At 42.4% G+C, this 20,404-nt stretch carries 18 protein-coding genes; 9 read left to right on the top strand and 9 right to left on the bottom strand.

Going from position 1 to position 20,404, the window contains the following annotated elements; translation table 11 throughout:
• Positions 1 to 252: 252 nt before the first annotated feature.
• From JMX07_RS10595 to JMX07_RS10610, 4 genes are all read right to left on the bottom strand, one after another.
• A complete protein-coding gene (locus JMX07_RS10595) occupies positions 253 to 1,734 on the bottom strand; it encodes an MFS transporter (RefSeq protein ID WP_201607848.1) in 1,482 nt (493 codons plus the stop codon).
• Between the two features lie 207 nt (positions 1,735 to 1,941).
• A complete protein-coding gene (gene fhuB, locus JMX07_RS10600) occupies positions 1,942 to 4,137 on the bottom strand; it encodes a Fe(3+)-hydroxamate ABC transporter permease FhuB (RefSeq protein ID WP_201607850.1) in 2,196 nt (731 codons plus the stop codon).
• A complete protein-coding gene (locus tag JMX07_RS10605; RefSeq protein ID WP_227684789.1) occupies positions 4,134 to 5,045 on the bottom strand; it encodes an ABC transporter substrate-binding protein in 912 nt (303 codons plus the stop codon). The genes fhuB and JMX07_RS10605 overlap by 4 nt, the downstream gene beginning before the upstream one ends.
• Positions 5,046 to 5,158: 113 nt before the next feature.
• Positions 5,159 to 5,923, bottom strand: a complete 765-nt coding sequence (locus JMX07_RS10610) for an ABC transporter ATP-binding protein (protein WP_101205244.1) — start codon at positions 5,921 to 5,923, stop codon at positions 5,159 to 5,161.
• 193 nt (positions 5,924 to 6,116) lie between these two features.
• Here JMX07_RS10610 and JMX07_RS10615 point away from each other — a divergent pair, with 193 nt between their 5' ends.
• A complete protein-coding gene (locus JMX07_RS10615; protein ID WP_201607852.1) occupies positions 6,117 to 7,421 on the top strand; it encodes an SIP domain-containing protein in 1,305 nt (434 codons plus the stop codon).
• Between the two features lie 278 nt (positions 7,422 to 7,699).
• Positions 7,700 to 8,617 (top strand): haloalkane dehalogenase, encoded by a 918-nt coding sequence (locus tag JMX07_RS10620; protein ID WP_102094449.1) that lies wholly within the window; start codon positions 7,700 to 7,702, stop codon positions 8,615 to 8,617.
• 115 nt (positions 8,618 to 8,732) lie between these two features.
• On the opposite strand, the gene JMX07_RS10625 is transcribed toward JMX07_RS10620, so the two are convergent.
• The 3 genes from JMX07_RS10625 to JMX07_RS10635 all read right to left on the bottom strand — a co-directional run bounded on the left by JMX07_RS10625 (position 8,733) and on the right by JMX07_RS10635 (position 11,456).
• On the bottom strand, positions 8,733 to 9,317 hold the full coding sequence (locus JMX07_RS10625; RefSeq protein WP_101205246.1) for a TetR/AcrR family transcriptional regulator: 585 nt from the start codon (positions 9,315 to 9,317) through the stop codon (positions 8,733 to 8,735).
• A gap of 117 nt (positions 9,318 to 9,434) precedes the next feature.
• Entirely contained in the window at positions 9,435 to 10,589 is a 1,155-nt protein-coding gene (gene tnpB / locus JMX07_RS10630; RefSeq protein WP_201607853.1) for an IS200/IS605 family element RNA-guided endonuclease TnpB, read from the bottom strand.
• 186 nt (positions 10,590 to 10,775) lie between these two features.
• A complete protein-coding gene (locus JMX07_RS10635; RefSeq protein WP_201607854.1) occupies positions 10,776 to 11,456 on the bottom strand; it encodes a glutathione S-transferase family protein in 681 nt (226 codons plus the stop codon).
• A gap of 594 nt (positions 11,457 to 12,050) precedes the next feature.
• Here JMX07_RS10635 and JMX07_RS10640 point away from each other — a divergent pair.
• The 5 genes from JMX07_RS10640 (at position 12,051) to JMX07_RS10660 (ending at position 16,568) form a co-directional block, all read left to right on the top strand.
• A complete protein-coding gene (locus JMX07_RS10640) occupies positions 12,051 to 12,605 on the top strand; it encodes a carboxymuconolactone decarboxylase family protein (protein ID WP_201607855.1) in 555 nt (184 codons plus the stop codon).
• A 110-nt stretch (positions 12,606 to 12,715) separates the two neighbouring features.
• Positions 12,716 to 13,369: a DsbA family protein gene (locus tag JMX07_RS10645; protein WP_165597614.1), complete on the top strand. Its 654-nt coding sequence runs from the start codon at positions 12,716 to 12,718 to the stop codon at positions 13,367 to 13,369.
• Positions 13,370 to 13,439: 70 nt separating this feature from the next.
• A complete protein-coding gene (gene yghU, locus JMX07_RS10650; RefSeq protein ID WP_201607857.1) occupies positions 13,440 to 14,327 on the top strand; it encodes a glutathione-dependent disulfide-bond oxidoreductase in 888 nt (295 codons plus the stop codon).
• A 187-nt stretch (positions 14,328 to 14,514) separates the two neighbouring features.
• The gene (locus tag JMX07_RS10655) at positions 14,515 to 15,057 is read left to right on the top strand and encodes a redoxin domain-containing protein (protein WP_057760581.1); all 543 of its coding nucleotides are present in this window, start codon (positions 14,515 to 14,517) and stop codon (positions 15,055 to 15,057) included.
• Between the two features lie 542 nt (positions 15,058 to 15,599).
• Positions 15,600 to 16,568: an acyltransferase gene (locus tag JMX07_RS10660; RefSeq protein ID WP_201607859.1), complete on the top strand. Its 969-nt coding sequence runs from the start codon at positions 15,600 to 15,602 to the stop codon at positions 16,566 to 16,568.
• A gap of 154 nt (positions 16,569 to 16,722) precedes the next feature.
• Here the strand turns inward: JMX07_RS10660 and JMX07_RS10665 are convergent, their stop codons facing one another.
• Both JMX07_RS10665 and JMX07_RS10670 read right to left on the bottom strand, forming a co-directional pair.
• On the bottom strand, positions 16,723 to 17,406 hold the full coding sequence (locus JMX07_RS10665) for a cupin domain-containing protein (RefSeq protein ID WP_201607861.1): 684 nt from the start codon (positions 17,404 to 17,406) through the stop codon (positions 16,723 to 16,725).
• Positions 17,407 to 17,498: 92 nt separating this feature from the next.
• Positions 17,499 to 18,362, bottom strand: a complete 864-nt coding sequence (locus JMX07_RS10670) for a universal stress protein (RefSeq protein ID WP_201607863.1) — start codon at positions 18,360 to 18,362, stop codon at positions 17,499 to 17,501.
• 377 nt (positions 18,363 to 18,739) lie between these two features.
• Between JMX07_RS10670 and JMX07_RS10675 the strand changes: the two genes are divergently transcribed.
• Both JMX07_RS10675 and JMX07_RS10680 read left to right on the top strand, forming a co-directional pair.
• Positions 18,740 to 19,273: a DUF2058 domain-containing protein gene (locus tag JMX07_RS10675; RefSeq protein WP_102078489.1), complete on the top strand. Its 534-nt coding sequence runs from the start codon at positions 18,740 to 18,742 to the stop codon at positions 19,271 to 19,273.
• A gap of 455 nt (positions 19,274 to 19,728) precedes the next feature.
• The gene (locus tag JMX07_RS10680; RefSeq protein ID WP_201607865.1) at positions 19,729 to 20,133 is read left to right on the top strand and encodes a hypothetical protein; all 405 of its coding nucleotides are present in this window, start codon (positions 19,729 to 19,731) and stop codon (positions 20,131 to 20,133) included.
• Positions 20,134 to 20,404: the final 271 nt, after the last annotated feature.

Raw genomic sequence — 20,404 nt, forward strand, 5'->3', positions numbered from 1 at the left:
CATTATAAATGATAATGATTTTTATTTCTATAAGTATTTACAAATAGGTTTTTATAAGTAGCGAGTGACCATGTTGACTGACTTACTGCAATTACCGTCCGTTTCTTTGGTAAATTTGGCGAAATGGTTAGACAGTGACATAAGCGGCTTGTCTCAAAGTTTGTTCAAATAAATAGATAAAAGGGATAAGCCTTCAAGCAGATCGTCATTGACACCGGTAATCTACATGCTGCCCAACTATGAAGTTGATCGTTATGGCGCGCGGGGTAATTTGCAGGCAGAAGGAAGTGTGAACAATAGCATCAACGCGATTATCACCAGTATTTCTTGGATAGCGCTTGCTATGCCAACATCACTACCTGCGGCTAGTAGCTGCGCGCTTCGACTATGGATATAAAGGGTTGTCAACGTGATAACGATGGTAGAGATGATACGGCGACTGATGTTATTAAGTGCGGCACCTTCAGTGACCGCGTCTTTGGGTAAGCTGCTAAACCCAACAGTCGTGGTTGGTAGGTATGCTAGACCCACTCCGACACCTCGCATACTCATAATTAGCATTAATAGCCAAAGCGTGGGCTGATACAAGCACCATGCCAGCATCAAAGTAGACAGCGCACTAAGCGCAATTCCTACGATGCCAATCCCTCTAGCACCTTGCTTATCTACCATCTTGCCAGCGTAATGCGTGGTGACACTGGCTACGAGCGTCGCGACCATCAGGACAATACCTGTCCATAAGGCACTCTCACCCATTACATCTTGGATTAACACGGGCAATAGCAAGAGACACAGCATCAAACCGACTGTTTGGCTAATGCTAATTATATTACTGTGCAAATAGGTTTTATTGTTAAACAAGCGTACGTTTAATAATGGATATTTTTGACGCTGCTCAAAGGCCCACCAAACCACCGCGGACAGTAGAAATCCGACAGACAATAAACCCAACGTGGCTATCTTTAATAACCCGTCGCTGCTGAACAATCCACTAGTGAAGTCTATCTTCAGCGTGCTCAGCCAAACCATCATTGCAAGCAGCCAAGTGAGTAAGCTGACAAACCCGATGGTATCGAAAGGGCTTTTTTTATCATGTGAGCGCATGTCCGGTATTAACCACCACACCATCGCCATGACCGCCATACTAAGTGGTAACGTAATGGCAAACAGTGTCCACCATGCAAACTGCTCAGCCAAGTAAGCACCGACCAAAGGGCCAAACGCCAACGACATCATAATAACGATGCCCCATAGCGCCATTACTCTGCCATGCTGCTGCTGCGGATAAATCTGATATAGCATGCCAATAGATAGTGGAATAATCAGACCGCCACTCAGCCCTTGTATGGCTCTAGCAATGATAACAAAGCTCATACTATAGGCTAGCATGCCAATGACTGAGCCTAGCATAAACCCAAAAATTGCCGCTAAATAAATATATCTAAAAGGAAATTTTTTGTTTAGGTAGCCGCTGAGCATCAGCCCCACACTCATGGCCAATACATAAGCATTTAGCACCCAGCCGCCCATCACAATATCGACATCAAACACCGACATAAAGACAGGAATCGCTGGATTAAGTGCACTATTACTAAAGCTGACGACCGTACCGCCGAGTAATAGTGTCAGTAATACCTGCTGTACTTGTTTGTTGCTCAAGCCATCACTACTATTCGAGGCTTCGTTTATAGGCGACTCATTGGTAGATGCCTTATTTATAGGGGCGTTGCTCATTAAGCAGCGGCACCATAAAATTGGGTGATGGTCGGCATGACTTGCTCCTAGTTATTATTTTGCTAGCCTGCCGAGCACGTCATCCAATCTCGCTGAAACTTAGCATCATTATTCTTATCAAAATACTGATCAAATAAGGTTAGATAAGCCTCTGCTGAATGAAGTCAAAATTGTCGGCTATTCAAATTCAATGCTTGCAGACATGAGCTACCTTTTTGCTGAGGCTGGTACCTTACGAATGAGCCATAAGAAATACCCACCACCGATAATGGCAGCAATCGTACCAGCTGGCAGCTCATAAGGGAAAATAACATAACGGCCAATCCAATCCGCTATCACCATTACCCCTGCCCCTAAAAGTGCAGCTAGTGGCAATTGTCGTTCAAGCTTCACAGCTCCCAGTGAAGTAGCCAAATGCGGCACCATCAAACCAATAAAGCTCAATGGGCCAACGGCAAGCGTGCTGGCCGTACTAAGTGCTGCTACTAATGCCAATAACGACAAAGTCACTGGCGTAACCGCCACACCCAAATTACGCGCCACACCTGTACCTAGCCCAAGAACTCGCAAAGGCTTAATCAGCAATAGACTGAGTACAAATAAGATAGCGGCAATGCCAATGAGATACCATACTGTACTAGGCTGAGCGCTATAAGTCGTCCCTGAAAGCCAGCTGAGCATCGCTTCTAGACGCGGATCTCCTGAGAGCTTGACCATATGCATCACCCCATCCATCATGGCGGCAATGCCTATACCTACCAATAATAAATAACCTGAGCTGACCCTGCGTGCTAGCCAAATAATCAATAGCAGCACGGCCATCGCCCCTGACAGTCCTGAAACCAGCAACGTCCCTGCTCCTGCAGATAGTCCTAAACTTGGCAGTAATAAAAACCCTAAAATAACCCCAAGTGCCGCGCCTGAACTGACCCCCAGCACCTCAGGACTGGCCATGGGGTTCCGCGTTAAAGTTTGCAGTAGCACACCGGCGACCGCCAACATCAAGCCTGTGGCCGCAGCGCTCAAACTGCGAGGTAATCGGTACTGCTGCGTAAGCGCCCAGTCCGTACTTAACCCCCAACCATTGATATCTTGTACAAATAAACAGGCAAACATGATAATAGCGAGCACGCCAACGCCCCATCGCCAAAAGGCAATGGATGTATGCTTACCTGCAAGCATCGGTGTCACTGTCTCTATCCGCTCGCGACGCTGACGCAAAATCAGCCAAATAATCAGCGGTGCACCCAAGATACCTGTCATGGCACCAGCTGGAATCTGCATATCAAGTAACGGCTCAAGCAGTAACGCGACATTACTGGTCAACAACAACAGCAGCGCCCCCAACCCAAAAGCAGTAGCCAAACGCTTACCAATAGCAGAAATACCTAGCGCATTGACCAAACTTGCCGCACCAAGACCAATAAAACCAATCAAGCCCACTTCACTAACCACTAAAGCGGTCACAACGGCGACCACCAATACAACAAGTGCGCGAATCCCATTAATAGGTACACCCAGACGTTTTGCCTGCGTGTCATCTAGACTCATCAGCGTTAATGGTTTTAGTAATGGCAGACATACGACCGCCATCAAAATAGCAGTGATGACTAGCGCTATACTGGTATGCCAGCTATTTTGTGCCAAAAACCCAGCCGCCCATGACAGCATGCCATTACTACGCTCAGCAAAAAACAGTACTAGAACATTGGCTACTGCGGCCAGCAAAATATTGACGACCAAACCGGCCAATATCAAAATCAATGGATTAAATCGACTGGGTGCTGACAAGGCAAATACCAGACCCATACTAATGATAGCCCCCACAAAGGCCACGTAAATTCCGCCATAAATAGCCAAGCTTGGCAAAAACAACGTGACAATGAGCATGGCCAACTGTGCACCCACGCCCACACCTAGCGTCGTATCTGATGCTAAGGGGTTTTTTACCAATTGCTGTAGTAAAATACTGACCACGCCTAATAGCCCGCCAGCCAACAACGCCACCACGCTGGTCGCCACTAGATGCAGCTGTATCGCCATACTGGCAATATCCAATTGCGAGCTTGGTATAAGCAAGTCACTGACTGGGCGCGTCCACTGTTGATCTAACAGCGCCCAACTACTCCATAACGACAAAGCCGCTAGTCCGATGAGCATGGTCCATAGTCGCCAAGACAAATTGGCAAACAAGGAAGTTTGAGAATTGGGTTGATTCGGTGGCTGATTCAGTGGTGATGATGACTGTTTCGATGACGTTGATGAGGGTGACGATAGCGATGAATCTGAAACCGTTGCTGCTTGAGAGGCTAATGTTATCGTGTGAGCACTGTCGTTATGAGAACTGTCGGCGTGGTTATTGATATTATTGTTTTTGTTGTGAGTATCTGCATTGGCGCTCATAGTACTTCCCCGCCTTTTAATGAAACGTCTGACAAGTTATTTGCTAGGCTAACCAATGATGACATCCCACCATAAATCCATACTGGTGGTAGCTCGCCCACACAGCGGGTATTACCATAACCCAGGCGCTGCCAAATTAAGCTGTCATCAATTTCAGCTCTAGTGATTGGGCCCAGCGGGTCGATAATTAATAGACAAGTCTCATCATCTAATTGCGCCAAATCTCCCATCCGTATCGGCACAAATCCCCAATTATTGCCTTTGCCCAATACCACAAGCTCTCTATCCATCTGCTCTAGCGCAGGCTGAAATAGGCTGTTCGCCACATACATACGCATGTTATTGGCATCCGCAAACTGTACCACTGCGAATTTCTTGGCTTTTGGATAACGCTCCTTGAATTGCTGACTGGCCAGCTGTATGTCTTTCTGACTTTGTGCAATATAGTCTTCAGCCATCTTTGGGTTATCGATCAGTACGCCAAGCTCCCGCGTCGGCTCGGTATAGTCAGCCCACGTTGCCGTCTCTCCTTTGGCAGCAAACATCACAGACTCCGCAGGGACATCGCCGTATAAGTTGCGTGCATGCTCATAAAAATAATTATCTATGACCATATCGACAGGCAGTTGAGCGATTAGCTCAGCGTTGGGCTGATAGCGGATGCCTAAGTCTGTGATCGACGTTGGCAGTTTAGGGCTTCCCACCCATCTGTCCCAAACCCTGACATCACCTGTTGCAATTGGCGCATGTCCCATCGCCGTCAAAGTCGCTGCATTACCCCAGTCAGGAGAGACAATATTCATCCTATCGCTATGACTGTTTTCTGCTTCTGAGGTAGTGGATGTCTGACTATTACAGGCCGTCAATACCAAGCACAATGCGAGGGCGAACCATTTTAGTGTTGTCATTACTGATACTGACGTAACTATTGGATGTTTTGATAATTTATCTGTATAAAAAACGGGAGGCATAGAAGCGTATCTTTGTAGTCGAATTAAAAAGAAGGAGCAAAAACCAAACGTTAAGCGACTGCGACAGGCTGTCCAGTAATAGGATGACTGAGTAGCTGCATATCGACATTAAAGATATCGTGTAGCACGGTAGGTTGCATGGTACTGGCGATATCGCCGTTGTGACATATTTGGCCATTTTTCAGCGCGATGACTCGATCGGCATATTGAGCGGCCAGATTAATATCATGGATAATAATTACCACGCTTAATCCTTGCTCATCCACCAAACGACGAATGAGCTGAATGACCTCGATTTGATAATGCATATCAAGCGCAGCAAGTGGCTCATCGAGCAATAAGTAACGGGTATCTTGTGCCAGACACATCGCGAGCCACGCACGAGCGCGCTCACCACCTGATAGTGTGGCAGTAATTCGATCAGCAAACGCTTCGGTTTGAGTCACTTTTAATGCTTGTGCCACTTTATCTTTATCAATCTGGGTGGGCTTTTGTAGCCATTTTTGATGCGGATACCGTCCCAACATAACCAGTTCACGCACCGTGAATCCAGCAGCTTCTGGCAATTGCTGCGGCAGATATGCCATTTGCCGCGCTAACTCCTTACTGCCGTAGTCATTGATACTGTGCTCATCTAATGTGACATTGCCGCTACTACTTGCCATCTCACCTGCTAGCGCTTTGATCAAGGTCGACTTGCCAGACCCGTTATGCCCAACCAAAGCCACCAGTTGATTGGTATCAATCTCACAAGTCACGTTGTCTAATAGAGTATTTCCTTGACGGCTGATAGTCAGCTGGTTTGCACGTAGCATATAAGCACTCATTGTTGATAAAAATAATATGTCATAAAAATGATGGTTTATCGGCCATCGGTTATAGACCGATTTTTGATGATCAAACCACAATAAAAATTGATTTTACTCGTAAATGATAACAAAAACAATTATCATTAACTATAAACTCATTCACTTTAATTTCAACGCTCTGTTGATTGCGAGTATTTATATGACCAACCTTCTTTTAGCTTCTACAGAAAACATCGATAACCAAAACAGCCAATACACCCCCCTAAACGACCCTGAAATAGCAAGTGTGGTCGCTCATATTAATGAAGAGCACCTCGATGAACTGCTTGGATTCTTGAGTGCATTTACCTCATTATCTACCACCGAATTAGATCTGGTCGATGCGCAGATAACTGATATTTATGCTGAAGGTATTGCTATACAGACTTGTCCAAAAGGCGTAGAGAATCAATCAACTGACGCTCAAAATAACTCGCTTCATAACCAGACTTTCTTTATCGCTTTTGCTGCACCTATCTCCCAGCTTGATGATTTGCAAGCCCAATATATCTTGCTAAAACAAAGAGCCGATAAAAAGCTAGGCAAAAAAACAATCAAACTGACCAAGCAAGTATTTGATGTGCAAAGTAGTTATAGAGTCAGCAAAAATATGCTGCGCCTTGAATTGAGCATGCCGTCATTAAATAGTGATACGCCATTAAATAATACCGCTCAGTTAAGTAATGCTAAGGGCGTCACAAGCTCGACGTCAGTACCTACCAACGAAGCGGGTTACGCGTACTTGTTTGATTTAGAGCACAATGCAATGACCGATGCATTGATGACTGACAGCACTGATGGCAATAAAGCTGGTGACCATAAAACTAATGGTAGCGATAAGGAAAACGTACGCCCTGCCCGTCCTCACTGCTATTACACTTTGAGAAAAGCATGGCAAGCTGATAATGGAATACGAGCATGGGTCGATGTTTTTTTGCATGGAGATACACCAGGTGGCAACTGGGCAGCAGCACTACAAGCAGGCGAGACCGTCGTCACAAAACGAGAGTTTCCGGAAAAAGTAGAGCACTTACGAGCCGGTCAAGCGGTACTGATTGTCGATGAGACCTCGATGCCAACGGCAGCACGACTGCTAGAGCTATGGAACAACCCTACGCCACCATTGGTCATTTGTGTAACGCAAGATGCAGGCGATCAAAGCTATTTTGATACTGTAAAAATGCGCAGTGGCCTTGGTGGCCTTGATTGCGAAACTGAAAGCCGCAAGGATGATCATTTTACCGTACTGCCCATAGTAACCAATCAGGTTAACTCAGGGGCAGAGTTAGCCACGCTAATTGACAGTGAATTGGGCGATTATTTGACTGACAATCCTTTAGAGATTGATAAAGTTTGGGGAGCACTAGAAGCAAATACTGCCAAAGCATTGCGCCCATTACTGAAAGACCGACTTGGACTAAGTCGTACCGATGTCGTGGTAAAGGTCTACTGGCGTCACGATTAGTTTAGCCTTATAAAATGAAACTCAAAACCTACCCTTATCAAAACTTATCCTATATATAGTGGATGCTACTGACGCATCCACTATTAATGTTTGCAGCAACGAATGCATGTAGGGTATAGTTTTCATTTTGAACGTTTAATCAATATAAACTATAGGCAGATAGCCTTATCGCTAGGATTACCAGTGATAGTCGAGTAGCACTAAGAGACCCACCTTTAATAGATTGTCTAACACCAGTGCCAGAATGCACTGTTATTTTTCTAAACCAAGGATGATATATGAAAAAACTCAGGACGCCTGATTCGTATTTTGCTAACTTGCAAGATTACGATTTTGAACCGAATTATTTGATGGTCGATGATACAGAGGGTGGCGAGCTGCGCGTACACTACCTTGATGAAGGCCCAAGCGATGCCGACCCTATCTTGTTATTACATGGCGAACCTTCTTGGGCGTATCTGTATCGTAAAGTCATTCCAATACTAACAGCAGCAGGACACCGCGTTATCGCGCCAGACCTTCCTGGTTTTGGACGTTCAGACAAACCTGCATCGCGTACTGATTACACTTATCAGCGCCATGTCGATTGGATGCAATCGGTACTTGATCAATTAGATTTAAAAAATATCACACTGTTTTGTCAAGATTGGGGCGGTTTAATCGGCCTACGCTTAGTAGCAGCGCATCCTGATAAATTCGATCGCGTCGCAGCAGGCAACACGATGCTACCGACTGGAGATCATGATCCTGGCGAAGGTTTTCGCAAGTGGCAGAAGTTCTCTCAGGAGACGCCGCAGTTCAATGTAGCAGGCACCATCAAAAGCGGCACCACAACGACATTGTCTCAAGCCGTACTGGATGCTTACGATGCACCCTTCCCTGATGAGTCCTATAAAGAAGGTGCTAGACAGTTTCCTATCCTAGTGCCCACGACACCAGATGATCCTGCTTCAGAAAACAACCGTGCAGCTTGGGTCGTGCTAAGCAAATGGAGCAAGCCATTTATTACACTGTTTAGTGATTCCGACCCTGTAACTGGGGGCGGCGATCGCATCATGCAAAAGCTAATTCCTGGTACCAAAGGCCAAAATCATACGACTATCACTAACGGTGGTCATTTCCTACAAGAAGACCAAGGTGAAACGCTGGCTGAGCTTCTACTGAAATTCATCAATGACAATCCGAAAGCACAGTAATAGATAACAAAAACCCTGATTGCTAATGTACTAGCAATCAGGGTTTTTAGTAATACTATGATGATTGGTCAACGACAAAATATACGAGCTGTCATAATCAGATTATACAACTTTGCTATACGATATTTTTAAAAATATCATCGATATATTTTTCTACTGCATCATTGTCGTTAGTGACTTGCGCATAAGTCCTGAGACCTATAATTTGAATTTGGAAATAACGCGCCAGCTCAACGGGATCTTTTTCTGCGCTAATCTCACCGCTATCAATGGCTTGTCCAAAGAGCACAGCAAACGATGCCTCTATACCTTCTAAGATATTCGTTGCATGTGCGAGTAAATCTGGACTATCATTTTGAGTAAGCTCAGCGACTGTCTTGACGATCATGCACATACCGCTAGGCGCAGTAGCACTATTACAGACAATCACCGTATGGATAAAATGTTTTAAGCCATCTAGCACTGTGTCTTTTTGCTCAATACAGTCGGCCAATCTCTTGGCACCATCTGCAGCATAGCGATTCAGTGACTCTGTAAATAGTTTATCTTTACTACCGAAAGCTGCATAAATACTACCTGGATGCATATTCACCACATCTTGCAAATTGCGCATTGATGTCGCGTGATAGCCTTTTTCCCAATAGAGGTTTTTTGCTTTTTCGATCACATCCTCACGATTGAACTTTATCGGAGCACTCATAATTTTCACCTTAATAACTTTGCCATGAACTATCCACTACCTTGCTTATAGGTAGAGGTTTCTTAGGTAACGCTCTTACTTAATACGCTATTCTGTATCAGCGGTTAAGCGAATTTACTAAGCTAACCCTATCGCACCGACAGTTTTTGATTGTTTAACCAATATCAATCCTTGATTTAAGATATTGATGCTGGCATTGATGTCTCGATCATGGGTCTGTAGACACCTTGGGCAGTCCCATAATCTATCGCTGAGTTTAAGGTCATCTTTGCCAAGGACATAATCACAGCCTGAGCATGTTTTAGATGACGGATACCATTGGTCTATTCTCACAAGCGCTTTGTCATACCATTCTGCTTTATAAGCAAGCATAATTGTAAAGACTGACCATGAACTATCGTTAATAGCTTTGGCAAGCTTTCTGTTTTTAACCATCCCTTTAATGTTCAAGTCCTCTATAGCAATGACATCGTGGTTTTTGATGATATTGAATGAGAGTTTATGTAGAAAATCAAGACGCTGGTTGGTTATTTTTTCGTAAATCTTCGCGACTTTAGCTTTTTGCTTTTGATAATTACGACTGTCTGACAGCTTACGCTGCTGAGCTTTAGCAACCTCTCTACGTTTGGCTAAAATCTTTTGCTCACGCGCAAGCTTGTCTTTCAGCTTCGATAGAAACCTAGGATTAGCAACTTTAGTACTGTCTGATAAGACAATAAAGTTGGTCAATCCTAAATCAATGCCTATATTAGAATAAGTCTTTGGTAGCGGCTCCACTACTGTTTCAACCAATAGGCTGACAAAGTACTTACCAGATGGGGTTGCGCTGATAGTGGCACTTTTAATAAGCCCATTAATGCGGCGATGTATTTTTGCTTTGATATGACCAATTTTAGGGAGTTTGACACTGTTATATGTGAGTGCAACCGTCCCTTTTTGGTTATTAGTGGTGTAGCTGTCTTTGATACCTTTTTTCTTGAATTTAGGGAAGCCTGTGCCTTGTTCGAAAAACTTTTTATAGGCGCTGCGAAGGTTCTGCTGCACGTTAGCTAACGCTAAGCTATCTACTTCTTTGAGCCATTCAAACTCTTTTTTATACTGAGCAGGGGTGTTGCTTAGAATCGTTTTATTTGCTTTATAATGATTAACCTTATCAGATAACATCTTATTCCAAATAAAGCGGGTGCATCCAAATGATTTAGCAAAGAATACTTGCTGTTCGTCATTTGGATATAATCTCACTTTATAAGCTTTTAAGATTTGTTTGGGCATAAGGTATGATAACATCCTAAGCTATACTAAAAAATAATGATATACTCATCCCTCTACTTTAAAGGTAGAGGAATTCTGCACATAGTCATTAAAATCTATTTTAAGGCAAAGTTTGTAGAATCAACCTTAGTTACTGTTTTTAAACACTTTTTATATTATAAAACTTCTTGAGTCTCTTTGCTATGATTAACTGTTTTTATCAAAGTTCTGCGGATAAAGCGCGCGTGCAGCAACATCGTCAAACTCAGTTTTGAAATCAATACCTTTAGGAATGTCACGGGCTTTTTGTACCGCTGGACGAGCATTAATGCTATCAAACCAGCGCTTTAGATTTGGATAATTATCCAAGCCGCCTTCGCCTAGCACGACAGTCGCCTTATCAATCCAGCCCCAAGTAGAAATATCAGCGATTGAGTAGCTATCACCAACCATATATTCACGGCCTTCTAGATGCATATCTAGCACTTCATAATGACGCTCGGCCTCACGAAGGTAGCGATTAATCGCATATGGGATTTTCTCTGGTGCTTTATGTCTAAAGTGAACAGACTGACCAGAAAAAGGGCCCAATCCAGATGCCACAAACATTAGCCATGACAGCATCTCGCTACGATCTTCTGGTTGTCCTGCCAGCTTGCCTGTTTTTTCAGAAAGATACATCAAGATAGCTGTAGAATCAAATACGCGTTTACCATCATCTTCTAGGGCAGGCGTTTTGCCGTTTGGGTTGATAGCACGGTACTCAGCTGTATGCTGCTCACCTTTTAGCGTATCTACTGCTACAAGCTCATAAGGCAGACCAGTTTCTTCAAGAAACAATGCTACTTTCATTGGGTTTGGCGTTTGATGGAAATAAAATTTAAGCATAACTTTATCCTATTATATGAAGACAGTCGTCTAATGACTACAAAAGCTGACAACTATAAAAATTGTAATGAGATAACAAAAACAAGCATCTGATTTGAAGCACATTTTTATTGTCTGACATACACTATAAACACAACTGAACGGTCGTTCAAGTAATGTTATATATTGATATAATAAGCATCATATCAATACTATTTTCTCTACATGCAATGGATGAAGTCGATCAGCTCCATTTCGATAAGTCTTGTTCGTACTACAGAGCCACTAAAGTTAAAAAATATTTTTATCGTTGTTTTTTCTTACTACTTACACAGTGTTACCTTCTTAAGATATTGATATTAATAGAGTAGTATGAATTAAGCAGAGTAATGTAATTTAGCCATTACAATTTACTTGAACGATTACTCAAATAATTATTGAGCGACTGCTCAATATCATTTATAGTAGTCTCTATTGGCTCGCTTGCTAAGCAAAGTTGCTAATTTTGAGTAACTACTCAAGCCAATAATTAAATGTAAATCAGCGACTGCTTTGAAGCGGGCATGAAAACTCTAAAACACACTAAATCTTAAACCTATTATCAGGAATTATATTATGACCGAATTTACTCTACACGATAAAGACACAGCCCTAGCAGAAAGCAAAGACTTACTTGATTCTTCTATCAAAGCATTTGGTATGGTACCTAACCTACACGCTGTGATGGCTGAAGCGCCTGGTTTGCTTGAAGGCTATCAACAGCTACATCAACTGTTTTTAGACAGTAGCTTTGATGATGAAGAGACCACTGTTGTATGGCAAACTATCAACGTTGAGCATGCTTGCCATTACTGTGTGCCTGCGCATACTGGTATTGCTAAGAGCATGAAAGTAGATGACGCTATCACTGATGCATTACGTGATGAAACGCCACTACCAACTGAAAAATTGGAAGCATTGCGTACCTTCACACTATCTGTAGTCCGTAATCGTGGTAACGTTGATGACAGCGCGGTTCAAGCGTTTTTAGATGCAGGTTACACTAAGCGTCAGATTCTTGAAGTTATCCTTGGTGCTGCTCAAAAAGTAATGAGCAACTACACGAACCACATAGCTAACACACCAGTCGACAAACCATTCCAGAAGTTTGAATGGCATAAAGCTGACTAATACGTTTTTCAGCTAACGCTGACACAGTCTATTTGATGTTTTCATGCTGTTGTTCGAAACATCTTCGGGCAGCAGTTTTTCATTTTAATTCATCGCTAATGAGATATCCTATGGAACAGGTAAAAAAACCCTTACAAATAGACATCGTGTCAGACATTGTATGCCCTTGGTGCGCTATCGGTTATAGTCAATTGGCCGAGGCATTAAAACAAACCAACACGCCGCATGAGATTCATTGGCATCCATTTGAACTAAATCCTAATACGCCGCACGAAGGACGAAACTATCGTGAGCATATTATGGAGAAGTACGGTACAACTGCTGAAGACGTTAAAGAGAGCCGAGCTAGAATGACAGCAGCAGGTGCAGAAGCTGGATTTAATTTTCAGTTTACCGATGATTTCCGTACCTACAATACTTTTAATGCGCATCAGTTGCTGCATTGGGCTGATCAGCAAGGACGTATGCACGACCTAAAACAAGCATTATTCGTTGCACACTTCGTTGATAATAAAAACGTGGCTGACAGTACCGTACTGGCAGATGTGGCAGCAGATATCGGACTGGATCGAGCTGAGGTACTTGCGGTCATCGAAGATCAACGCTTTGCCAATGTGATACGTGAAGCCGTACAGCATTCAAAGCAGCAAGGTGTTCAAAGCGTACCATCGGTTATCTTTAATGGTCGTCATCTGGTGAGCGGCGCACAAGGTGTAGAAAACTACAAAAACATCTTAAAGCAACTAGCAGACATGCCAGAATAAAAACAATAAACTGGATCTGATTTACCAATTACACCCTACTGAGCACAGTATATAAAAAGGTATCATCATTATGTCAAACTCTAATCATTACGAGCCACCCAGCGTCTGGACATGGGATGCAGAAAGCGGTGGTAAGTGGGCAAGTGTCAACCGCCCTATCGCTGGCCCAACACATGAAGCGGATCTACCTCGCGGCAAACATCCGTTACAGATCTACTCAATGGGCACCCCTAATGGCCAAAAAGTCACCATTATGGTTGAAGAGTTATTGGCATTAGGTGTGACAGACGCTGAGTACGACGCGCACCTTATTCAAATTGGTGAAGGCGGACAGTTCTCATCAGGTTTCGTTGAGCTAAATCCAAACTCAAAAATCCCTGTACTTTTGGATACAGAGACTGGTAGCCGTGTGTTTGAGAGTGGCGCCATTTTATTCTATCTTGCTGAAAAATTCGGAAAACTACTGCCTAAAGATGCAGCAGCACGCACTGAAGTCATGAATTGGCTCTTCTGGTTACAAGGCTCTGCCCCTTACTTAGGCGGCGGTTTTGGACATTTCTACTTTTATGCGCCAGAAAAGTTTGAGTACCCTATCAATCGATTCACGATGGAAGTAAAACGTCAATTAGATGTACTAGAACGTGAGCTTGCAGAAAATCGCTATCTAGGTGGCAATGAGTATACGATTGCAGATATCGCCACTTGGCCTTGGTATGGCAATCTAATACTAGGTGAAGCATACAATGCAGGAGAATTCCTACAAGTTGAGAGCTATCCAAATGTACGTCGCTGGGCAACTGAGATTTTAGAGCGTCCTGCTGTGCAACGTGGTCGCAAGGTAAACCGCACTTGGGGTGAACCTGCTGAGCAATTACACGAACGTCATGATGCGTCAGACTTTGAGTTAAAAACTCAAGATAAACTAGATGCTCAGACAACTGAAGAATCGAAAAAATAGACGCTTTGTCTATGATTTACTAGCCTACTTAAATAGTCTTATTGGTCTATTTTAAAGGTAATGTTAATTTTTCCTGTTACTACTTGGGACGACTGTAAACATCCAATACTTTTGCACTTAAGACTGCTACTGTAAGGCTGTTAAATACCAACTAACCATAAAAATACTATTAAAAAGGATAAGAACTATGTCAACAGATTATGCTCAAAAAATTCAAGCCGGTACTACGTTTCCTAAAATGGAAGTACAAGTATTAAACAGTGAAATGACTTCGTTAGGCAAACCTGAAAACGGTCATGACTGGAAACTGGTTGTTGTATACCGTGGTAAACATTGCCCAATTTGCACAAAATACTTAAATACCTTAGAGACAGTAAAACAGTCTTTCTATGACGTCGGTGTCGATATCATCGCAGTATCTGCAGACAGTAAAGAGCAGTTAGAAGGTCATCTAGATCAAATAGATGTTAGCTTCCCTATGGCTTATGGTCTGACTATCGAACAGATGAATACGCTAGGTCTATACATCTCTGATCCACGTTCAGAAAAAGAAACTGATCATCCTTTCGCTGAGCCTGCTGTGTTCGTTATCAATGCTGAAGGAAAAGTGCATATCGTTGATATCTCAAATGCACCGTTCTCTAGACCAGATCTTGAAGCCTTGGCAAACGGTTTAGCTTTTGTTAGAAATCCAGAAAACAACTACCCTATCCGTGGTATGCACGGTTAATTGATATAGTAAATATAAAGTGTTGATCCACTCGGTTATTTAGCTGATTACTATCTAATCAGTATCTAACCAGTTAAATTGCAAAGGGCGTATCGAGATAATTCTTGATACGCCCTTTTTTTATTTATTGATAACCTATCTGCTATCAAACGTAGTCGCTTCATATCTAATTTCATTAATCTTTGCTCAGTACTAATGTGTGAGTAGCACTGTGAATCTATAAAAAGAGGTTCTAGACGAAACTCATAGACTAGCCAGCATATAAGGGCTATATTTGAACTCAAAATATCATCTACAAACATGTTACCTTTGAGCAAGCTATATTTCTTTTTTCATCGGTTAGTTTTTATGAATAAAACAGGCTGTCTTTATGGTCTGGTTCGTATTTCGCTTTGGCAAAATCTTGATATAATTGTACGTTCTAATTCACCAATGCTGTTTATTATTTGTTGTTAACACTCGTACACTGAGATTAATTTCTGCTAAAATCATGCAGCAACATTATCAATATCTCATCATAGGTATGAGTAAAAGGATTCGATATGCGATTGAAATCAATCGTTCAAAAATTACATGAACGCGCTCCAAAATTGGGCAAAGCTGCCTCACTGACGACAGCAACCAGCGTTATCACTTTTAATAGTATGTTAGCTGGTTTACCTGTCTGGGTAATGGGTGCTACCAAGGCTATCACCGGTGCTGCCATCGCTGACAAAGCCGTTATCGATGTGACGAACTATTGGATCAATAGCAACAATGCATTGATCGATAACGTATTACCGCGCAAAGACTGGCGCATTAACCTACCTGACGATGTGCATACCAACGGTAAGTATCTACTGGTAAGCAATCATCAGTCATGGGTTGATACCAGTATCGTGCAATATATCAGCGAAAAACGTTTGCCATTGACGCGTTTTTTTACCAAGTTTGAGCTCATATATATCCCTGTCATTGGTCAAGCTTTCTACTTTCTCGACTTTCCTATGATGCGTCGACATTCCAAAGAAGCCATAGCCAAAAACCCTGCTCTAAAGGGTAAGGATATCGAAGAAGCGAAACGAGCGTGTGCGTTGCTCAAGGACAAGCCTTTTACGCTATTGAACTATCTAGAAGGAACTCGCTTCACTCCTAGCAAACATGATAAGCAAGAATCCCCTTATACGCATTTACTTAAGCCACGCGCTGGCGGGTTATCACTGGCTATGAGTGCATTAGGGGAAGAGATTGATGGGATTTTGGACATGACGATTGTCTACCCTGACGGTGTGCCCACTTATAGCGATCTATGGAAAGGCAATATCAAACGTTTAGGCGTCGATGTGCGACATATTGAGATACCCAAAGACCTGTTTACTGCGATCAAGAACGGCGGCTATGAAACAGATGAAGCGATAAAAGCACAGATGTTTGAATGGGTAGAGCAAATATGGCATCAAAAGGATCAGCTAATCACAGAGATGTTGGCTGACTTTGAGAACAAAGATGCTATCAAAACAAGTGATCTTTGATACTTTTACCTAAAGATACTCATATATAGATAAGAGTTTCTCATAGTGTAGTAAGTTCTAATACAGATAATTTGGCACCTCATGACTGAAAATTGATGTGCCAAAGTTTTTGATGATGTATGTTTCAATAACTAGCTATTAATAACGAAGTCATTCAAACCTCTTCAATGTCTAACCCAATGACATGTTTGAGATGACCAGTTTTTAAGTATATGGTTGCGCCCTCCACCCCTACTTTTATTTGTACATTTGCATCTATCGGTAGGCGTATCCAACTATCCTGCTGATATACATGCTCACCTTCTATTAGCTTGCCTGCTACAACTAATATTTCTGCACCGCCATGAACTGTCTCAGTGAATAATAACTCGCCTGCATCGATACGCTGTAGACTAACGTGCTCTACCCCATCGGAAAAAAGTGGGCAGACAATACGATTACCTTGTTGTTGCCAATTAGCATCGTCATAAGTGTCGATAGCCACGTGCTGCGTTTCGTCAGACGACATTTGCCGTAACTTGACGAAAATAACAGCACCTTCATCACTATAAGGCCGATGACCTGAAGACGGTGGATTACGTAGATACCAACCTGCTGGATAATGAGTGTCATCTGCAGAAAAAGTGCCTGACAATACCAATATCTCTTCGCCGCCTGGATGCAGATGGTGCGGAAAGTAAGAGTTTGGCGCGTAACGCACAAGACTGGTAGCACGAGCCTTCTCCGCCCCCACACGATCAAGCATGACACGCTCCACACCATTTTGTGGTGACTTAATCCATTGATGTGCTTCAGGGGTTAATGAAGCACGTTGTGAAAAATCTGCATTGATAAGCATAAAGTACTCCAAAGGTATTAAACGATTAGGGCGTACCCACAATATAAAACCGAGGACACGCCCTAGACGATAAACACAAATATATGACGTTATTACCGCACTAGAATGACCGGCGATAACGTGCTAGCGATAATTTCTGTCGTTGTACTACCAAGAAACAGTTGCTGCCATTTCGAATGTCCGTACGCACCTACGACCATAATGTCGACATTGTTCTCTACCTGAAACTTTAACAATCCATCTACTGCATCAGAAGCAGATAAGTGATGTGCTTCAACGACAAATCCAGCATCTTCTAACTGTGCAGCGGCGGCGCTCATACTTTGCTTAGCAACGTCGTTATGATTGCCCACCATCACGATGTGACCTTTTAGACCTTTTAATAATGAACTTTTTGACACCATTCGTGCCGCTTTGATAGAGGTTTTACTACCATCAAAGGCAATCATATAGGAGCTTGGCTCTTCAAATTTCTCTGAGCAAATCAATATGGGAATATCTGACCCACGAGCGACCGTCTCAATCTGACTACCAATATTGATCCGACTGTTCTTATGATCTTCTCCGCGTCGTCCCATCACAATCGCACGATTTTCTTCTTTGAAGTGCTCAATGCTAGGAAGCAGTTTGCCGTGGCGTTGATAAACGCGAACATTGACATCAGCGAAACTGCTTTGAATATGGCTTTTTGCATCTTGTACCAACGCATTACTATAGCTGTTGACGACTTTTGCTCTTTGCTCATCCAACTGAGACAACTCTTCTAATAAAAACTGACGGCTGTTTATGCCTATGGCACCTGATAAATCTCGTCTGGTCGATGCCGGTATGTCACTGACATGCAACAACCCAACAGGTACGTTTAATTTACTGGCATACCATGCTGCATAGTCACAAACCGATTCAGTCACTGCCGAGCCGTCAATACAGGCTAAAATGTGCTGTGATGTTGTCATAATCTGTCCTTAAATTTAATTATTTAATCCTATACAGCTTGTTAGATCTGACCAAGCTATGCTCTTTGGCTTATGTTCTCTGACTGGGGTATGTTTCATTTACCTTATAATAGTTATTTTTCAAAAATTATCTTATTAAGTAAATTTATCCCTTCATTTGATAATAACCAATTTACACGGCTTCATCCAGCGATGTGTGCGACCCTTTTGCAATAATTGCAATTTGTTACTGACAGCATTGTATATGGCTTACCGCAGACTGAAATTTAGCTATATATAAAGTCTTACCATCGTCTGACCACATGCGCTAGGAAAGTTTGCTACAATGTATTTTTTAGCATTTATGATTTCGGTAACGTTATTTAGGTGATTGGATTATGGCAAAAAACGCCCTACAGGCTCAATTATTAAAGGCTGGATTGGTTGATAGCAAAAAGGCTAAGAAGATCAGCAAGCAAACGCAACATGCCAAGCGTACTGGTGACTCAGAAAGCGTCGAAGCAAAAAAAGCGTTGGCAGAGGCGCAAGCCCAAAAGCTGGAAAAAGATCAAAAGCTTAATCAAGAAAAACAGCGCGTATTGGAAGAGAAAGCATTAAAGGCCAATATCGTGCAAATGATTAAGCAGCATCAAATTACTGAGACAGAAGGTGAGGTCAGCTATCAGTTTGTCGATGAGTCCAAAGTAAAGAAAATCGCTATCACTCAGAAACTGTACGATCAAATCGTAGCCGGTCACGTGGTCATCGCACGCTTGGAAGAAAGCTACGCGCTATTACCTCGTCCATTGGCTGATCGTATTGATTCAAAAATGGAAGGCTTTATGGTTGTGTCCAACGATACTGCCGAAGAAGCATTGGCAGAAGACGATCCGTATGCTGCTTATGTAATTCCAGATGACTTGATGTGGTAAGGCATTATTCTACTGCTGCTGGCTTTACTATAGTGTTCTAAGCATCCCCTCAAAAGCCCTTTATAGAATTTATGTTCTATAAAGGGCTTTTTGCGTTTATACAGGTTAGGCAAATCTTTATAGCGCAAAATAAACGTCAAATGTGTCGATAGGCTCAATCAAACGTACATAAATCAGGCTTCTTTAACCTAACATTGCTGGTTTAGTTAAAGAAAGTAACCCAGCTACATAATTGCCAGAACATAGATACAATCAACTTGAACAGTTATTCAATAACTACTACAATGCATTTTCAGCACATATGGTGGTAATACTTTGTTTATTTTTGAGTAATCACTCAATATTATTCATACTTTACCTGTGTTTATTACCTGATAGTTCGGTGCCATCGTGCCCATTTTATTTGCTTAATTTGTTCCAATTCACTTTTGCTTTTTCTCAAAAAGAGATAATTCATGCCAAAACACTTGCCACTCTCACTATTATTTCTTCGCCTTGGTGTTTTCATCGTGTTCTTCTTTTGGACACTCGACAAATTTGTAAATCCTGAGCATGCCGCCAATGTGTTTGCTAAATTCTATGCATTGGAAAACTTGGGCATTACTATTGTTTACGTTATTGGTAGCTTACAAATAATTCTTATCTTCTCGTTTGTCATGGGTTTATTCAAAAAATGGACCTACGGCATCATTTTATTACTACACGCCGCCTCTACGTTTGCATCCTTTGGTCTTTATTTAACGCCTTTTGATAACTTGTTATTTTTTGCCGCATGGCCGATGTTGGCAGCCTGTTTGGCGCTATACCTAATGAGAGACTATGACGCCCTAACATTGGGTAAAAATACGTCTCCAGTATAACTGTTGGCAGCAGTGCTTATTGCTTCAGTCGTATAAATGTCAGCCAATAAGACATAATGTATATACTATCAAGACTGCCGACTTCATTTTTTTATCGTAGTTAGGCGATTCAGATGATTCGATTTGATCGCCACGTAACTCAACTATAGTTACTTAAGTATTGTTACTTAAGTTTAGTTATTCAGATGATGAGTATTCTACTGCTTGAGTAATAACTACGATTTTAGCCTTTGCTCCCTTATTTGGCCGGATTTTCCATGATTAAAAGAAT

It is taken from the genome of Psychrobacter immobilis, assembly GCF_904846235.1.
In the GTDB taxonomy this organism is placed as follows: Bacteria; Pseudomonadota; Gammaproteobacteria; order Pseudomonadales; family Moraxellaceae; genus Psychrobacter; species Psychrobacter immobilis_C.

Excerpts from the sequence above, each read along its gene's own strand:
- JMX07_RS10595 (WP_201607848.1), bottom strand. The coding sequence starts at position 1,734 with ATGAGCAACGCCCCTATAAATAAGGCATCTACCAATGAGTCGCCTATA.
- fhuB (WP_201607850.1), bottom strand. The coding sequence starts at position 4,137 with ATGAGCGCCAATGCAGATACTCACAACAAAAACAATAATATCAATAAC.
- JMX07_RS10605 (WP_227684789.1), bottom strand. The coding sequence starts at position 5,045 with ATGACAACACTAAAATGGTTCGCCCTCGCATTGTGCTTGGTATTGACG.
- JMX07_RS10610 (WP_101205244.1), bottom strand. The coding sequence starts at position 5,923 with ATGCTACGTGCAAACCAGCTGACTATCAGCCGTCAAGGAAATACTCTA.
- JMX07_RS10615 (WP_201607852.1), top strand. The coding sequence starts at position 6,117 with ATGACCAACCTTCTTTTAGCTTCTACAGAAAACATCGATAACCAAAAC.
- JMX07_RS10620 (WP_102094449.1), top strand. The coding sequence starts at position 7,700 with ATGAAAAAACTCAGGACGCCTGATTCGTATTTTGCTAACTTGCAAGAT.
- JMX07_RS10625 (WP_101205246.1), bottom strand. The coding sequence starts at position 9,317 with ATGAGTGCTCCGATAAAGTTCAATCGTGAGGATGTGATCGAAAAAGCA.
- tnpB (WP_201607853.1), bottom strand. The coding sequence starts at position 10,589 with ATGCCCAAACAAATCTTAAAAGCTTATAAAGTGAGATTATATCCAAAT.
- JMX07_RS10635 (WP_201607854.1), bottom strand. The coding sequence starts at position 11,456 with ATGCTTAAATTTTATTTCCATCAAACGCCAAACCCAATGAAAGTAGCA.
- JMX07_RS10640 (WP_201607855.1), top strand. The coding sequence starts at position 12,051 with ATGACCGAATTTACTCTACACGATAAAGACACAGCCCTAGCAGAAAGC.
- JMX07_RS10645 (WP_165597614.1), top strand. The coding sequence starts at position 12,716 with ATGGAACAGGTAAAAAAACCCTTACAAATAGACATCGTGTCAGACATT.
- yghU (WP_201607857.1), top strand. The coding sequence starts at position 13,440 with ATGTCAAACTCTAATCATTACGAGCCACCCAGCGTCTGGACATGGGAT.
- JMX07_RS10655 (WP_057760581.1), top strand. The coding sequence starts at position 14,515 with ATGTCAACAGATTATGCTCAAAAAATTCAAGCCGGTACTACGTTTCCT.
- JMX07_RS10660 (WP_201607859.1), top strand. The coding sequence starts at position 15,600 with ATGCGATTGAAATCAATCGTTCAAAAATTACATGAACGCGCTCCAAAA.
- JMX07_RS10665 (WP_201607861.1), bottom strand. The coding sequence starts at position 17,406 with ATGCTTATCAATGCAGATTTTTCACAACGTGCTTCATTAACCCCTGAA.
- JMX07_RS10670 (WP_201607863.1), bottom strand. The coding sequence starts at position 18,362 with ATGACAACATCACAGCACATTTTAGCCTGTATTGACGGCTCGGCAGTG.
- JMX07_RS10675 (WP_102078489.1), top strand. The coding sequence starts at position 18,740 with ATGGCAAAAAACGCCCTACAGGCTCAATTATTAAAGGCTGGATTGGTT.
- JMX07_RS10680 (WP_201607865.1), top strand. The coding sequence starts at position 19,729 with ATGCCAAAACACTTGCCACTCTCACTATTATTTCTTCGCCTTGGTGTT.